Consider the following 14993-nt stretch of genomic DNA (forward strand, 5'->3'; position numbering starts at 1 on the left):
ACACCTTTTGTTAGTGTGTCCAGTTTCATCATTTCATTACATACTGTCTAATTAATAAACTCTTCTTAATAAAACCATGATTTTAATGACCTCATTTAAAATAGTGCATTTTAAAATTCTTCTTTAACTCCCATTATTCATCCCAAATAGTAAAAAAGACATTAAGACAACCATCTATTCGACATTTACTAAAAGAGAAGACTTTCCCTTGCGCTTCCATCTTTATACCAGATTCTACTTCTAACATGTCGATTGCATCCACAACTTCAGATGATTCAATACCATAATTTTCAAGGGTTCTTTTAAATAACAGTACATCCTTGGAATTGTTCCAATCTCTAACACCAAATGAAATCAAATTATTAAAATCTCCTGTACTCTGAACGAAATCTACACCAGCCGTAATTCCTTCTCCTTCAGAAAATCTTCCTGTAGTATTTAAAAAGTCAGTTTTAACATACCCCAATTCTTTCGCATAAGCTTCAGTTTTATCAAACAATTCTTTTGCTGATACACTACCAATTTCAGTTGTAGGTGGTGTTGACTCATTCACTTCTTCTATATCTTTTCCCTCGTCTGGTAGTGGCTTTAATTCTTTTAGATCAGATGATTGAACTGGTCTTTCTTTCATTATTGGCTTACCACCACTATCTTGTTTCCCATTTTCAAGCACATTGTAAATAAATTGCACAGCTTCTGTTCGTGTTAAAGTATCTTCTCCTGCGAAATTATCAATAGTGATGTTATTTACATCTTTCTCCTTCGCCAATCCTTCTGCTAAAAGGTAATGAATAACATCCCTACCGTTGTAGTTGACTCCTTGTGTACTTGAAACGATTTCTGCTATTTGTCCCCTTTTGATAGGAGTATTACGTTTCTCTGTATCTGTTAATCCCATAACTGGATAATTCTTTTAATTAGCAAAATCATAATATGTATCTGCCCAGTGATTAAAACTATAGTAGTAATAAAAATCACTTGGATCAAAAGTATGTATTAACATTTTTAAAAGTTCATCTTCAGAAACGAGAATTCATTATAACTTTCAAATATTTAAAATATTGTAATTTTTTTATAATATTATGTTATTATTTACTATATTAATAGGAGGTGAATTATTTATGTTAAAGAAATGGACTTTAATGCTTGCATTAGTTATAGCAATTGCTAACATGACACCTAGTTCTGCACTTGCAGATGGTAAATACATAGAATCAAAATGGTTCACTTATCACTGGTCTCAAATGAAAGCACCTGAGAAAGAATGGTATTGCGAGGGAGAAAGATGTGGTTGGTTAGAATGGACTGGTGAATCAGAAACACTAATTGGAGGAGATCGTTTCACTGCAGAATATTCTGGTTGGATTTGGAGTAATTAGAAGTATAAGATGATCTCTGTACTAATCTATGGAGATCATCTTTTTAATATTTACATAGTCATCAAAATTATCAATAAAATAATACTTTTATCACTAAAAATAGACTGATGAAAAGAATTACTTCTTCTCATCAGTCTCCTTCAAACAAAATATTTATATTATCATACTATCAACTCGTAGCTCAATTTTTATAATTAATCGTCACACCAAACAGGGAGCCTACTTGCACATGCTGCTTCTGCTTCATCAACTGTTCCAAAAGCAAATCCACCAATTGTAAATACTGTAGCCATCGTTAAACACATTAAGATTTTCTTTACTTTAGACACGAAATTACCTCCTTATTTATGTAAAATATACAAATATCATACATTTAATTCAGATTATTTTCAATAGTTAGAATTAATTAACAAAAAAAAAAAAACTGATGAAAAGAATCGCTTCTCTTCATCAGTCTCTCTGTCCTTCAAACAGAAAATTTATATTATCATGATATATCATGCATTTCAATATACCAATTGTGTTCTAAAACGGCATCCATTGAGTAATGCCCCCTAGTTTAGAATTCAGTGAACTATACATCTCATACCACAAATTAATTCTCGATAGAAAACTCATTTGATTTATTTTTTTGTAGAGGAGTCTCAATATCTTTGGCTGCAAGTGATACTCGAAGTTCATAATCACCTGGCAATAGCAAATCCCTATTGACTTTGATCTTATAAGTAACCTTTTCTCCAGTTTCTAATTTGAAAGTTTTCTTTTTTTTATCGTATTCAAATGTCCTCTTACCAGTTTTAACTGTGGGGACAGCTTCTCCTCTAATGCTTATAGTAAGTTCATTATTTGAAAGAAATTCTACTGTTGCTACTTCTAGATTTGAGTTTGTAAGGGTGTAAAGATATTCGTCATATCCATTTGAAACGCCATTATAGGTTAGTTCACTTGATAAAGTGATGGTCGTATTTCTTTCTTGATTTATAAAATTGATAGCAAAAACTACAATAATAGTAGTTAGTGAGATTAAGAAAGCAAGTAAAATTAACTTTCTCATTTTCATGATTCTCCTCTTTTTAAAGGAAGGTTAATTACTGTTTCATGACATCTATTTAAATTTTTCACTTATAGAGTTTCTATATTCTTCTTCTGAAATAACTGATATTTCGTAATCCCTCCCATAAATATCCCAATGTCTTGTGCCATTAAGTATGTAATATGTTCAGGATTTTTTCTTGCTTCATCAAATATGATACCTTCTACTGTTTCCCACTTTAAGTAAAATTGTTGATCAACTTTTGTTAATAAAAAGTAACGAGGTTTAAAGAAATTCTCTATATTTTTCTCCATTAATTGTGAACTTCTAATTTTTCTATTCGAATTTTTGATAGTTAGAGTTTTTCTGTATACATTTCACATTGCTCAATACGATTATATAAATCAGTTTGATCAGTTAAATTCATTTTTCCTAACTGTATTTGTCGTTCAAAAACCCCATATTCCTCCATCTTCCTCAAAAAATATTTTAAAGCCTTAATTAATTCTTGGAGAAAATCTTTTTTAGGGAGAATTGCAGATATTTCATTATCATATTCATGCTCTAACTTAATATAAAAATGAAGCTGATCATCATCGAGATTTTCAATCCCCATATCATAATATTCAAGACCGTATGAACTTTCAGCATGATTATGCTTAAAGAAATCTTCAATAAGGCATAGATACTGATACCATAAATCAGTATCATCACCTGGTGAATAAAAATTCACAATATCTCTTCGGTTATATTTTATTAAAAATCTCACTAATACATAGTCAAAATTGAATTTACTTCTACCTCTACTGTCCGTCGTATTTATAATTTTCATCATGTTTTCAGCGTCATCTATATCCACGAATAATTTTTCACGGTTTTTATTTTTAAAACATTTAATCCTTTCTTCTAAGTCAACTAATTGAAAATAAGCTTTTATTTTAAACAATACATTCAAATCCTTTCATACTACCACTTAACTACCGTTTCCTTCATTGATTACACTTAATAAGTAATCTGTTCATACCTTAAAAAACCGCTATGATTATTATATCAGGACTACATAGACTTGTGTGATAAGTTTGGTAGAACAGCAACAGGTGATGATATGAACGAAGCAACATATGCAGCTACGATGGCTACTTACTTCAATTTGGTTCAATGTAATACTTAAAGACAGTAAGACAATGTCTTAAAGACATTCACACTATTAGACATCACCAAATCTAAGACCATTGAGCCATGTTACTACGCTTAGTGGTCTTTCATATTTCTCCAATTTGTCATCATAATTACAAAGGATCATCTCACGTTTTGACGAAATAATGTATTAATTGACAAAAAATTAGGAGGGAGAATGAAGAGTTACGAAATTATAGTTAAAAAAGACGGACAAACAATTGAAGAATTAGAATCACAAGGTGTATTACTAACTACTCAAAATGAATATGATGAAATAGCCTATCAAACCTTCGGCAATTTTGATACTGAAGCTATTTATGATAACTCTGTTGTGGCACTTAGAAGAACATATGAAATGTATGTACAAAACGGATTTTCTAATAAGAAGATTGCTATGTTTTTGAATGGGCATTAAGTGAAGCATTCGGTCATGAGATTGAAAAATGATTGTATAGGAGGACGTAAGGATTTTGTTAAATAATAAATGTAAAGATGGCTCAACTAAGAGTAAACATATTTTTGATTTACTATATACCTGCTTCTTTATAATAGGAATCATAGGCTTTATTTTAGCCATCTTTTTTCCTCAATTTTATATCTTAACTGGTCAAATGGTCATAATAGGTTGGATACTATTTATATTTACTAAATTTATTGAGAAGCGATATTTTAAAAATAATGCTGATAATACACTATGAATGCCAAGTAAAAACTAATAAAAGCCCTGAACACATCAGGGCTAATCAATTTAATTATTCGTTTCGTAATTTGGATTCTCTAACATGAATTTCCCTATTTCTAATAGGTCATCTTCATTAATCTCCCCATCTGCAACTATATCAGTGTTATAGATTGCAAGCGCTGGCTCTGATGGGTCTTTAAATAAATTCCTTGCACCAATACCTAAATCAAGTAAAGTAAATTCTCCAGAGTGGTTAACGTCCATTAACCTTTCTATTGTTATTGTTCCTTTATCACACTCTTCATCAGCTAAATTTCTTTCCATTGCAATACCATCTGTAACTCGGCACATCATACGGTCAACAAGAGCTTCGCCTGTCTGAATACCCTTGAATTTCAGTTTCAACAATACTTCTCGTTCATTTACAATGTTTGCTTCACCTTTACTTGCAATGATAACTCGTAACTTTTCATTCTCTGTTTCTTCAATTGATTTTACTAATTTCATTCCATCTACTTCTTCAAAGCCAACAAATTCTAGCTTTTCATTATCATAAGCTAGCTTAATGTCTTCAGCAGCAATTTCACTGATATTTTCAATGACTAAATCTGCAGTTACTGTTTCATTAAGATTAATTGTTTCTTTTTCAGGTACGATGTCTAATACCACTTCACCGCTACCTTCTGTATTGTCATGGTCATTATCAATAAATAAAACAGGACGGAAACCTGCCGTATTTGTTGTCTCTTGGTATGTCCAGTCAGTTACTGTATTGTTTCCACCTTGAATCACTTTTTGACTTGGTGCTACTGTTGGTGATGTTGAAGTCCAGCTTCCTACACCATTTATATTCCAATATTCATGATTCCCTGGTGTAATAGTTCCGTTTAAATCACTGTTGATAAGGTATTTACTCCATTCGTTTTCCGTGTCATCATATTCAAATCCACCTGTTAATATACGAGTTTTAAAATTATGCATACTAAAATCAGTTGACAATCTTAAGTTATTTATTCTTAAAGGATAATTTGGGTGATCATATTGAGATTCAAATTTTATTCGAAATTTATTCGAAGATAAACCATCAATATTCAAAGTTAGAAACTTGTCTTTAGCTAATACAATTGACTGAACTGAGTGAACTTTGTATGTTTGATTTTCAAAGTATTCGATAGTTACTTTTTCTGGGAGAGAAGCAGCAGATCCGTTCACCATAATTTGTAGCTTATTAATATTTACATCTTCATCGTATGTACAAGCTAATTTTAATAATTCATTGTTGTCAGTAATGTAATATGATTTATTATTCATTACCTTACTGTATGATTCTTTTCCCTAAAACTGATCAATGACCTGTTTTTCTTCTGCTGTCATATCTTTGTAGGTTGTTTTCCCGTATGAAGGAGGCAGCCATCCTTTTCTTTGTGATCCAAACAAATTAAATTTGTGCAATAGATCGGAATTCTTGAATTCTATATGGCATGTTCCCTTTTTATAAAATGTCACATAAAAATACTTCAATTCTATTTTTCTAGTTTCCTGATAGTGTTCAGCCATTTTTAAAGTTTGATTAATGACAATTTCTTCGGATTTGCCATCGTCTAAGTAATTGAACACTTTTTCAATATCTTTTAGCTTATCTAGCACTTTATAGTCTGTTGGACTATACTTTCCCCAAAAATCATTATAGCCACTTAAAGGAATGATAACCTTCTTGTTGATTTTATGGGCTTTATTCGTTTTCCATCCATTGTATAAATAGATATTCTTTGATGTTTCGTAGTAATAATGTTTGTGGCTAAATTCTTCAAACAGATTTAATATCGTATCTTCCACCCCTTGGATCATTTCCTTATTTAGCTGGATTCTTAGTGTGTAGATATTATAAAAAGAAAAATCATAGTCCTTTAATTCTTCAACATGTTGTAAATACTTTCGTTTTAAATTACTTGTAAATAGTCCCATAAATTGATCATCGCTAAATAGAGTGCGCCAGTACTTAGATCTAATTTGTTTAATGTAGTCATTTTCTAAGCTACTACCCTCTTCATCCTCATATTCTAAACCTAGCTTTATTATAGGTCTGTTGTCATTATTAAAGCTTCTTAGCATCAACGGTTTGAGGCTGTTATATTCATTTATAAGTTTTAACCCTGCTTTTTATCCAAACAAGACTATAGTAAACGTACTATAGAAATTATTCACTCTACTATGTTTAACACTATGGCAACTGCAGTCAATCCACTCAAGAAAATTGAAAATAACCCTTGTGAGAACGCAATAATCCCTAATAAAGCTAGACAAGACAAAAAAAATTCCAGTATATTGATTCAAGTGAAATACCTATTTTCTTAAGAGTAGCTAGACAGGATAATTATAATTATTATATATATTTCAAAGTTCTTATAGAAACAGGAATGAGAAAAGGTGAAGTAGCTGCACTCCAATGGAAGAACGTTGATTTTAAAAAAGGGATCATTTCAATTGAAAAGACTTTAGACTTTCAAGCAAAAGATGGTGAAGAATTATTTGGACTGACAAAGACTTACGATTCAAAAAGAAAAATTAAAATTGGGGATTCATTACTAAAAGAATTAAAAACCATTTGAAGATTGTTAACCAGAATAAAGTTGTTTTTAATGAAGTTTATAAACACGATTACGAATTAGTATTTTGCCGTGAAAATGGAGATTTCTTACCTAAATCCACCCTATTTAATGCGCTAAATAGAATATTGAAAAATTCAGGATTTCCAAAATTCCTATTCATGGATTAAGACACACTCATGCAGTTTTATTACTTGAATCTGATGCGAGTATGAAATTCATCCAGGAACGATTTAGGTCATAAATCAATTACGATTACTTCAGATGTGTATGCACACATATCACAAATGCTAGAAAAAGAATCGGTGGACAACTACGATGATTACATGAAAAATTTATTAAGATAATTTTTTTTTGCTCATTTTAGGGGGCAATTAAGGGGCAAAAAGTGGGCAAAAACGAAACTAGATAATCTAGTTCATTTTTGACCACCTGCAAAACGTTGTTATATCAACGTTTATCTATTAATATTGAGATAAATATTGCTCTCTCTCCCATGGATGTACTTGTGTGCGGAACATATCCCATTCGATTTCTTTCGCTTCAATGAAGTGTTCAGAGATGTGTTCACCAAGTGCATTGTATAGGATCTCATCTGATTTGAACTTCTTCAATGCTTCAGATAAAGTTGATGGTAATTGTTTGATACCAGTTTCTTCAAGCTCTGCTTCACTCATTACATAGATGTTACGGTTGATTGGAGCAGGTGCTTTTAAGCCTTTTTTGATTCCATCAAGACCTGCTGCAAGCATAACTGCCATTGCAAGGTATGGGTTTGCAGATGGATCAACACTACGTACTTCAACACGTGTGCTCATTCCACGAGATGCTGGAATACGGATTAATGGGCTACGGTTTTTCGCTGACCATGCTACATAAGATGGTGCCTCATATCCTGGTACTAAACGTTTGTATGAGTTAACCGTTGGATTTGTGATTGCTGTAAATGCTTGAGCATGCTCAAGAATACCAGCGATGAATTGGTAAGCTGTTTCTGTTAATTGAAGTTCGCCACCCTCATCATAGAATGCATTTTCGCTTCCTTTGAATAATGACATGTTACAGTGCATACCAGATCCGTTCACTCCGAATAATGGTTTTGGCATAAATGTTGCGTGTAAACCGTGCTTACGTGCAATTGTTTTAACGACAAGTTTGAACGTTTGGATATCGTCACATGCTTTAATTGCATTTGCATATTTAAAGTCAATTTCATGTTGACCTGGAGCAACCTCATGGTGAGAAGCTTCAATTTCAAATCCCATGTCTTCAAGCTCTAACACAATATCACGTCGGCAGTTTTCACCTAGGTCAGTAGGCGCTAAGTCAAAGTAACCACCTTTATCATTTAATTCAAGTGTAGGCTCGCCCTTCTCATCATTTTTGAATAAGAAGAATTCTGGCTCAGGTCCAATGTTAAAGCTTGTGAAGCCCATTTCTTCAGCTTCTTTTAATACCTTCTTCAAAATACCACGTGGATCACCTGCGAATGGTTTACCTTCAGGTGTGTACACATCACAAATTAAACGTGCAACCTTACCTTTTTCAGCTGTCCAAGGGAATACTACCCATGTATCAAGATCAGGGTGTAACTTCATATCTGACTCTTCAATACGAACGAAACCTTCAATTGAAGAACCATCAAACATCATTTCGTTTGCTAACGCCTTTTCTAGTTGACCTTTAGGAATTTCTACATTTTTAATCGTTCCTAACATGTCTGTAAATTGTAGGCGAATAAAACGAACATTTTCCTCATCAGCAAGTCTTAAAATATCTTCCTTTGTATATTTAGCCATCTTTTTCTTCCTCCCCTAAGTAAGTGTGCATTATTATATATATTTATAAAATAACTTATAAAAAATCAATGGAAAAATCTTGACATTTCCCCTTGACGGAGGGCTGTACGATTGAAACGACCAGCTTGCATCAATTCATTCTTCAACAAGCGACGTAGTTCTGTATCTGTTAAATCTTTCGTCGTTTCTGCGTCAGCTTGCTTTGTAAGTACTGGTTGCTCATTCTGTAATTTCACTTCAAAAATTTGCTTAATTCCTGCTAAATTTACACCTTGGTCAATCAATTCTTTTATTTCTAACAATGTATCCACATCGTTAAATGAGAATAAGCGTCGATTACCTTCTGTTCGTGCTGGTTTAATCAAGTTATGCTCCTCATAGTAACGAATTTGTCTCGCAGATAATTCTGTCAATTGTTTCACTATTGAAATCGGAAATAGTGGCATATGACGACGGATGTTGTCACTCATCTCTACCCCTCCAATCTTGTTGAAATATGTATTATTTCATTCCTAACTTGATCATAATATATCATAATGTAAGTTCTACTGTCAATTGTATGTTAGGTTTTTTCACATCGGAATTTTCCGAATTTTGATTTTAACGTGAAGTTTTGCAATACACATAATAAGTAAAGTACAGCTCATGAGAGTTTACTGTACTTTACCTAATCTAAATTTCTCAATCAAGCGTGAGAATCTTTTTCTCAATCAGTTGTGAAACTGCTGAACAAACTGCAATTTTTACATGTTCATAAGTTAGACCACCTTGTACGTAACATTCATATGGTGGACGCATCGGACCATCCGCTGATAATTCAATACTTGCACCTTGAATGAATGTGCCAGCTGCCATGATGACATCATCTTCATAACCAGGCATATAACTTGCTGTCGGTTTTACATGAGCATTAACAGGAGAAGCTTGTTGTATTGCTTGAGCAAACACCGTCATCATATCTGGATCTTCAAATGTAACAGACTGAATAAGATCTGTTCGTTTACTATTCCATTTTGGTGTTGTTGTAATTCCAATCTTCTCTAACAGTGCTGCTGTGAAAACAGCACCCTTTAACGCTTGGCTAACAACATGAGGCGCAAAGAAAAAGCCTTGATACATTTCTTGTAAACTATATAAAGAAGCCCCCGCTTCTTTCCCTATTCCAGGAGATGTTAATCGAAATGCACACTGCTCAATCAAATCTTTTCTTCCGACTAAATAACCGCCTGTCTTAACGAGTCCTCCACCTGGGTTTTTTATTAAAGAACCAGCGATTAAATCCGCTCCAACATGGCAGGGCTCTAGTTCTTCTACAAATTCCCCGTAACAGTTATCTACAAATACGATAACATCTTCTTTTATTCCTTTGACAAACTGAATCATTTTTTCAATCTCTTCTATATTAAATGAAGGTCTTGATGCATACCCTTTTGAGCGCTGTATACCGATCATTTTTGTTTTACTTGTAATTGCTTTTTTTACAGCTTCATAATCAACTGATCCTTCATCTGTAAGTGAGACTGCTTGATAGCTAATGTTAAAATCTCGTAACGAACCAGTTCCATTACCTCGAATACCTACAATTTCTTCTAACGTATCATATGGTTTACCTGTTATGTACACAAGCTCATCATCAGGACGTAATACACCGAACAATGCGGTTGAAATAGCATGTGTACCCGAAATAATTTGCGGGCGAACAATTGCTTCATCATGACCAAATACGTCAGCGTATATTTCTTCAAGTGTATCTCGACCGAGATCGTCATATCCGTAACCTGTTGATGGTGTGAAATGAAAATCACTTACTCGATGATTTCGAAATGATTCTAATACACGGAACTGGTGCAACTCTGCAACCTTCTCCATTTGGCGATGAATTGGAGCAATAACTTGTTCCGTTTCTTCTATTAAAACATTTAACTTAGGGTGGTATTGCAACATGCTGAATAAACTCCTTCTCTATCTCTCATATTTCTTTAACGTTGTATATAACGGATGTGATTGCTGTACAAATCCGTGTACACGATACGCTTCTCTTTCTTCATCAAACTTTCTCTGTGTAACGATCGTCTCTTGCTTCAATTGAGCGAGCAGCTTTCCTTCATCAGGTGAAAGCAGAACTCGATATGGTTCCATTTGCTTTTGGAGTTTCTCCTCAATCGTCTGTAATAATTGAATAATATCATCATCATCATATGCACTTATTTGAAGTGAATCCAATCCTTTTGCTGGTATGAATGCATCTTCTAATAAGTCCTTCTTATTGTATACGGTTAGCATTGAAATGTTCGCTGCATCCAACTCATCTAACAACTTATGTACAGTTTGCTCATGCTGAAAAACATCAGGGTGTGATGAATCTGCTACATGAAGCATGAGGTCAGCCTCTTTTACTTCTTCTAATGTGGAACGAAAAGCAGCCACCAATGTAGTTGGTAAGTCTTGAATAAATCCAACTGTGTCTGTAAGTAATACTGTTAACCCGCTCGGTAATTGAATTTTTCTCGTTAATGGATCAAGTGTGGCAAACAATTGGTCTTTCGCATAGGCATCAGCTTCTGTTAACTGATTGAAAATTGTTGATTTTCCAGCATTCGTATAACCGAGTAAGACAACTTGAATCGTTTGATTTCTCTTCCGTTGACTACGATAACGTTCTCGGTGTGCAACAACAGTTTTCAATTGACGTTTGATTTCATCTATACGGCGGTGAATATGACGTCGATCAGTTTCTAACTTTGTTTCACCAGGACCTCGTGTCCCAATACCTCCTCCAAGTCGTGATAAAGCAGTGCCTTGTCCAACTAAACGAGGCAACATATATTGCAGTTGAGCAAGTTCGACTTGTAATTTCCCTTCCTTAGTTCGGGCTCGATTTGCAAAAATATCGAGAATGAGCTGTGTACGATCGACAATTGGTATATCAATCGTGTTACCTAAATTACGCAACTGACTTGGTGAAAGTTCATCATTTGAGATTATTAAGTCCGCTTCGATCTCTTCTACGAAAGTTGCAAGTTCTTCTACTTTACCCTTACCTATATATAAAGCTGGATGAATACGATCACGATTTTGAGTGAACACCGCATGCACTTCAGCGCCTGCCGTCTCAGCTAATGCAGCAAGCTCATCCATTGAATATTGAAAACGTTCAGAATCACCTTGATTAAGCTTACAGCCTATTAATACGACCCGCTCTTTTTCATTTACTTGTACTTGATTCAATTTCTTCCCTCTTTCTGACCTTCATCTAGTTACCTGTTGACAGTATACCAAACTGATAAGCTGATGTACTAATCTTCTTTTATATATCAAAATTTTTTTTGTAAAATAACTCATTAACGAGCATTACCTATGAACAAATCACTTGATGTTTTAATTGATAACGATTAAAATTCTTACGTTGAATACAGTTAGGCATGCGTTTGTAATTCTCATCCTCCCCATTCCTTGAGGTAATTACATATTTAAAAAAGAAAGTTTTATTAACTATAGCATTTCAACAAACATAGTTTATTACAACAATGAAAAAGGAGGTCCTGAGCACGTGTCTTGGGATATTTTAAATATCATTGGTACTGTTGCCTTTGCAATTAGTGGAGCAATTGTTGCCATGGAAGAAGAATATGATATTTTCGGAGTTTATATATTAGGCTTAGCAACTGCATTTGGAGGCGGAGCGATACGGAATTTACTAATCGGTGTTCCTGTATCCGCACTATGGGAGCAAGGTACACTCTTTACACTTGCTATCATCGTAATCACATTACTATTCTTCTTTCCAAATAGCATTTTAAAACCTTGGAAGAAATTTGGAACTTTCACTGATGCCGTTGGACTAGGTGCTTTCGCAATCCAAGGAGCATTATACGCCACAGCCATGAACCACCCTTTAAGTGCCGTTGTCGTAGCTGCAGTTCTCACAGGTAGCGGTGGTGGGATGATCCGTGACGTACTTGCTCGCAGGAAACCTGTCGTATTTTTACGTTCAGAGATATACGCACTCTGGGCTGTTTTTGCAGGACTTGTGATTGGTCTTGGTATTGCAACAAGTAGTTGGCATTATTATCTGTTGTTATCGTTAGTCGTCATCTTGCGAATGGTTTCATATCATTATAGATGGAAATTACCATATCGTCCTCTATCAAATAACATGTAAATATTAAATATTACTCTTGAAAGGAAAGATCATGGCTTCTAATCGTCATTAAGTCTTTTTTCGTAAATTCTTTATGCTCTAGAAGCCTGATTGCCTGTGAACGAATCGCTTTTTCTACAATATTACGTACGTAACGTCCATTACTGAAGTCCTTTTTATAAGATGCTTTTTGTGCTAGGTGTTGCTTTAACTTCATTGATGCTTCAGTTGAAACGTCATATTCCCTTTCTTCAAACATAAGTGTTGCAATCTCCATTAGCTCATCAACTTTATAATCAGGAAAGTCAATTACAATTGGAAACCTCGACTTTAAACCAGGATTTAACGATAAGAAATGTTCCATCTCCTTCGGATAACCAGCTAAAATTAAAATAAAATGTTCTCGTTGCTCTTCCATGTGTGCAACAAGGGTATCAATTGCTTCCTTTCCAAAATCCTTTTCACCACCTCTTGCAAGCGAATATGCCTCATCTATGAACAAAATTCCACCTAGTGATTTTTTTATCAGCTGCCGAGTTTTTTGTGCTGTATGACCAATATATTCACCAACTAAATCTGCCCTTTCAGCTTCAATCAAATGACCTTTCGTTAATATATTCATATCTTTTAACAGCTTACCTAACAATTTTGCAACCGTTGTCTTACCTGTCCCTGGATTTCCACGAAACATCATGTGGAGCGCTTGACTACTTTCCTTTAATCCCACTTCTCTTCGTTTTTCATTTACATATAACCATGCATACATTTCTCTTAAAACTTCTTTTATATCTTGTAAACCAATTAATTTATCCATCTCAGTTTCAATTTGCTTTAACGGAATATGTTCATTCATGACATCAATTTTCTGCTGCAATTCTGCGGGAGGTTCTTTCAAAGTGGAGTATTCATGCTGATTTTTTTTCAGAACAATGTTGATTTGTCCATTCTTCTTTGTTGATAATGGTTGCTGCACACCACTCACCCCTTTTCACTAGTATATGAGTGAATTAAAAAAAAGTGTGATAAATGCCCATTTTTTATTTCTTGACTGACTGCTTTTTCCCTTATATAAGGCGTATTTCAAAACTTTTGTTATAATAAAGAAAGAATTATAAATATCTAACAAGTGATGAATAATACGCCAATAGAATGAGGAGAAGAAAATGGACACTTTGCATGATGTAACGTTACCGTCTGATGTGATTAAATTTTTAGAATATTTGCAAGCACGTGGACGTAGACCTTCGACTATCAAACGTTATCGTTACGACTTAGAAGATTTTTTTCGTTATTATAAAGAAAATAACAACAATTCCAATAACTGGAAAGAACTAACACAAGCAGATTACGAACTATTTTTCCAATATTTATTTACTGAGCGCAACTACTCTCTTTCTACAATGAAACGGATTCACACTGTGTTAAAGCGCTTAAATCTTTTTTATAATTTAACTGATACACCACCAGAAATGAATCTTAACCTCGAAAAGAAAACTCTTCAAAAGGCAGACTTTATTTCTGAACAAGAACAGGAACAATTAATGAAAACCCTTCAATCTACATCAGGGCTAACGGATAATCAATTACGCTCACGTCATTTATTAATCGATCGAAACATCATGATCGTTCGATTATTATTGACTTATGGCCTTACATTACAAGAGCTAGTTTCATTAAGAATGAAGCACCTTCACTTTGAACAAAACTCACTCGATATACAATCAGAATCAAGCTTATCCAGAACAATTGAATTGATGGAAGATGATAAACAACTTCTTTATCGTTATATTAAAACGATCCCAGAACCTGTTCGTCCTCGTTACCATAGTTCCGACCCACTGTTCGTGTCTTTTGATTTCCAAAGAGGTACATATCGGTGGGTATATGAAAAGAATGCACCAAAACGATTAACAGAAATAGCCATACAGAAAATGATTCGTGAAGAGATAGCTCGTTCAGAACTTAGAAAAGGTATATGTGCTCAACATATGCGAAACACCTGTATTTTGGATCAAATCAAAAATGATAAATCTACGGAGGCAATTCAACAATATTTCGGCTTTAAAACACCTCTATCCTTGAAACGATTTTATAAATATGTAGAGGATCATTTGTCTGTCAACTGAATCTTAAAACACATAAAAAAACCAGCCATTATTCAATTAGAATAAAAG

General features: G+C 33.9%; 17 protein-coding genes. 5 read left to right on the top strand and 12 right to left on the bottom strand.

The window, feature by feature from the left end; translation table 11 throughout:
• Nucleotides 1-133 precede the first annotated feature (133 nt).
• Nucleotides 134-898, bottom strand: coding sequence for a hypothetical protein (locus BFG57_RS02430; RefSeq protein WP_069715877.1), 765 nt, complete (start codon nt 896-898; stop codon nt 134-136).
• A 223-nt stretch (nt 899-1121) separates the two neighbouring features.
• Here BFG57_RS02430 and BFG57_RS02435 point away from each other — a divergent pair, with 223 nt between their 5' ends.
• The gene (locus BFG57_RS02435; RefSeq protein WP_069715878.1) at nt 1122-1379 is read left to right on the top strand and encodes a hypothetical protein; all 258 of its coding nucleotides are present in this window, start codon (nt 1122-1124) and stop codon (nt 1377-1379) included.
• A gap of 194 nt (nt 1380-1573) precedes the next feature.
• On the opposite strand, the gene BFG57_RS19375 is transcribed toward BFG57_RS02435, so the two are convergent.
• From BFG57_RS19375 to BFG57_RS02450, 4 genes are all read right to left on the bottom strand, one after another.
• Nucleotides 1574-1708, bottom strand: a complete 135-nt coding sequence (locus BFG57_RS19375) for a hypothetical protein (RefSeq protein WP_281186595.1) — start codon at nt 1706-1708, stop codon at nt 1574-1576.
• A gap of 266 nt (nt 1709-1974) precedes the next feature.
• Nucleotides 1975-2433, bottom strand: coding sequence for a hypothetical protein (locus BFG57_RS02440; RefSeq protein WP_069715879.1), 459 nt, complete (start codon nt 2431-2433; stop codon nt 1975-1977).
• Between the two features lie 68 nt (nt 2434-2501).
• Nucleotides 2502-2726 carry a hypothetical protein gene (locus tag BFG57_RS02445; RefSeq protein WP_069715880.1) on the bottom strand — a complete coding sequence of 75 codons (225 nt, stop codon included), beginning with the start codon at nt 2724-2726 and terminating at the stop codon, nt 2502-2504.
• Nucleotides 2727-2767: 41 nt separating this feature from the next.
• Complete coding sequence (locus BFG57_RS02450) at nt 2768-3358, bottom strand: hypothetical protein (RefSeq protein WP_069715881.1); 591 nt, start codon at nt 3356-3358, stop codon at nt 2768-2770.
• 408 nt (nt 3359-3766) lie between these two features.
• Here BFG57_RS02450 and BFG57_RS02455 point away from each other — a divergent pair, with 408 nt between their 5' ends.
• On the top strand, nt 3767-4006 hold the full coding sequence (locus BFG57_RS02455) for a hypothetical protein (RefSeq protein ID WP_069715882.1): 240 nt from the start codon (nt 3767-3769) through the stop codon (nt 4004-4006).
• Between the two features lie 333 nt (nt 4007-4339).
• Here BFG57_RS02455 and BFG57_RS19210 read toward each other — a convergent pair whose 3' ends face one another.
• Together BFG57_RS19210 and BFG57_RS18775 are read right to left on the bottom strand one after the other, a co-directional pair.
• Nucleotides 4340-5584: a cohesin domain-containing protein gene (locus BFG57_RS19210; protein ID WP_245676689.1), complete on the bottom strand. Its 1245-nt coding sequence runs from the start codon at nt 5582-5584 to the stop codon at nt 4340-4342.
• Between the two features lie 24 nt (nt 5585-5608).
• The gene (locus BFG57_RS18775; protein ID WP_245676690.1) at nt 5609-6385 is read right to left on the bottom strand and encodes a DUF4942 domain-containing protein; all 777 of its coding nucleotides are present in this window, start codon (nt 6383-6385) and stop codon (nt 5609-5611) included.
• Between the two features lie 233 nt (nt 6386-6618).
• Here BFG57_RS18775 and BFG57_RS19215 point away from each other — a divergent pair, with 233 nt between their 5' ends.
• Nucleotides 6619-6882, top strand: a complete 264-nt coding sequence (locus BFG57_RS19215; RefSeq protein ID WP_245676691.1) for a site-specific integrase — start codon at nt 6619-6621, stop codon at nt 6880-6882.
• A gap of 461 nt (nt 6883-7343) precedes the next feature.
• Here BFG57_RS19215 and glnA read toward each other — a convergent pair whose 3' ends face one another.
• From glnA to hflX, 4 genes are all read right to left on the bottom strand, one after another.
• Nucleotides 7344-8678, bottom strand: a complete 1335-nt coding sequence (gene glnA, locus BFG57_RS02475; protein WP_069715884.1) for a type I glutamate--ammonia ligase — start codon at nt 8676-8678, stop codon at nt 7344-7346.
• Nucleotides 8679-8743: 65 nt separating this feature from the next.
• Nucleotides 8744-9148 carry a MerR family transcriptional regulator gene (locus tag BFG57_RS02480; RefSeq protein ID WP_069715885.1) on the bottom strand — a complete coding sequence of 135 codons (405 nt, stop codon included), beginning with the start codon at nt 9146-9148 and terminating at the stop codon, nt 8744-8746.
• Between the two features lie 211 nt (nt 9149-9359).
• Nucleotides 9360-10622 carry a methionine gamma-lyase family protein gene (locus tag BFG57_RS02485; RefSeq protein ID WP_069715886.1) on the bottom strand — a complete coding sequence of 421 codons (1263 nt, stop codon included), beginning with the start codon at nt 10620-10622 and terminating at the stop codon, nt 9360-9362.
• A gap of 18 nt (nt 10623-10640) precedes the next feature.
• Nucleotides 10641-11906 carry a GTPase HflX gene (hflX, locus tag BFG57_RS02490; RefSeq protein ID WP_069715887.1) on the bottom strand — a complete coding sequence of 422 codons (1266 nt, stop codon included), beginning with the start codon at nt 11904-11906 and terminating at the stop codon, nt 10641-10643.
• 322 nt (nt 11907-12228) lie between these two features.
• Here hflX and BFG57_RS02495 point away from each other — a divergent pair, with 322 nt between their 5' ends.
• Complete coding sequence (locus tag BFG57_RS02495) at nt 12229-12840, top strand: trimeric intracellular cation channel family protein (RefSeq protein WP_069715888.1); 612 nt, start codon at nt 12229-12231, stop codon at nt 12838-12840.
• A 10-nt stretch (nt 12841-12850) separates the two neighbouring features.
• Here the strand turns inward: BFG57_RS02495 and spoVK are convergent, their stop codons facing one another.
• Entirely contained in the window at nt 12851-13792 is a 942-nt protein-coding gene (gene spoVK, locus BFG57_RS02500; protein ID WP_069715889.1) for a stage V sporulation protein K, read from the bottom strand.
• A 190-nt stretch (nt 13793-13982) separates the two neighbouring features.
• On the opposite strand from spoVK, the gene BFG57_RS02505 reads away from it, so the two are divergent.
• Nucleotides 13983-14945: a tyrosine-type recombinase/integrase gene (locus tag BFG57_RS02505; protein WP_069715890.1), complete on the top strand. Its 963-nt coding sequence runs from the start codon at nt 13983-13985 to the stop codon at nt 14943-14945.
• Nucleotides 14946-14993: the final 48 nt, after the last annotated feature.

The organism is Bacillus solimangrovi, assembly GCF_001742425.1.
Taxonomy (GTDB): domain Bacteria; phylum Bacillota; class Bacilli; order Bacillales; family Bacillaceae_N; genus Bacillus_AV; species Bacillus_AV solimangrovi.

Coding starts and splice junctions, on each gene's coding strand:
- BFG57_RS19210 (WP_245676689.1), bottom strand. CDS start 5,584: ATGAATAATAAATCATATTACATTACTGACAACAATGAATTATTAAAA.
- BFG57_RS02505 (WP_069715890.1), top strand. CDS start 13,983: ATGGACACTTTGCATGATGTAACGTTACCGTCTGATGTGATTAAATTT.
- BFG57_RS18775 (WP_245676690.1), bottom strand. CDS start 6,385: ATGCTAAGAAGCTTTAATAATGACAACAGACCTATAATAAAGCTAGGT.
- BFG57_RS02480 (WP_069715885.1), bottom strand. CDS start 9,148: ATGAGTGACAACATCCGTCGTCATATGCCACTATTTCCGATTTCAATA.
- BFG57_RS02485 (WP_069715886.1), bottom strand. CDS start 10,622: ATGTTGCAATACCACCCTAAGTTAAATGTTTTAATAGAAGAAACGGAA.
- BFG57_RS02455 (WP_069715882.1), top strand. CDS start 3,767: ATGAAGAGTTACGAAATTATAGTTAAAAAAGACGGACAAACAATTGAA.
- BFG57_RS02445 (WP_069715880.1), bottom strand. CDS start 2,726: ATGGAGAAAAATATAGAGAATTTCTTTAAACCTCGTTACTTTTTATTA.
- BFG57_RS02440 (WP_069715879.1), bottom strand. CDS start 2,433: ATGAGAAAGTTAATTTTACTTGCTTTCTTAATCTCACTAACTACTATT.
- BFG57_RS02430 (WP_069715877.1), bottom strand. CDS start 898: ATGGGATTAACAGATACAGAGAAACGTAATACTCCTATCAAAAGGGGA.
- BFG57_RS02435 (WP_069715878.1), top strand. CDS start 1,122: ATGTTAAAGAAATGGACTTTAATGCTTGCATTAGTTATAGCAATTGCT.
- glnA (WP_069715884.1), bottom strand. CDS start 8,678: ATGGCTAAATATACAAAGGAAGATATTTTAAGACTTGCTGATGAGGAA.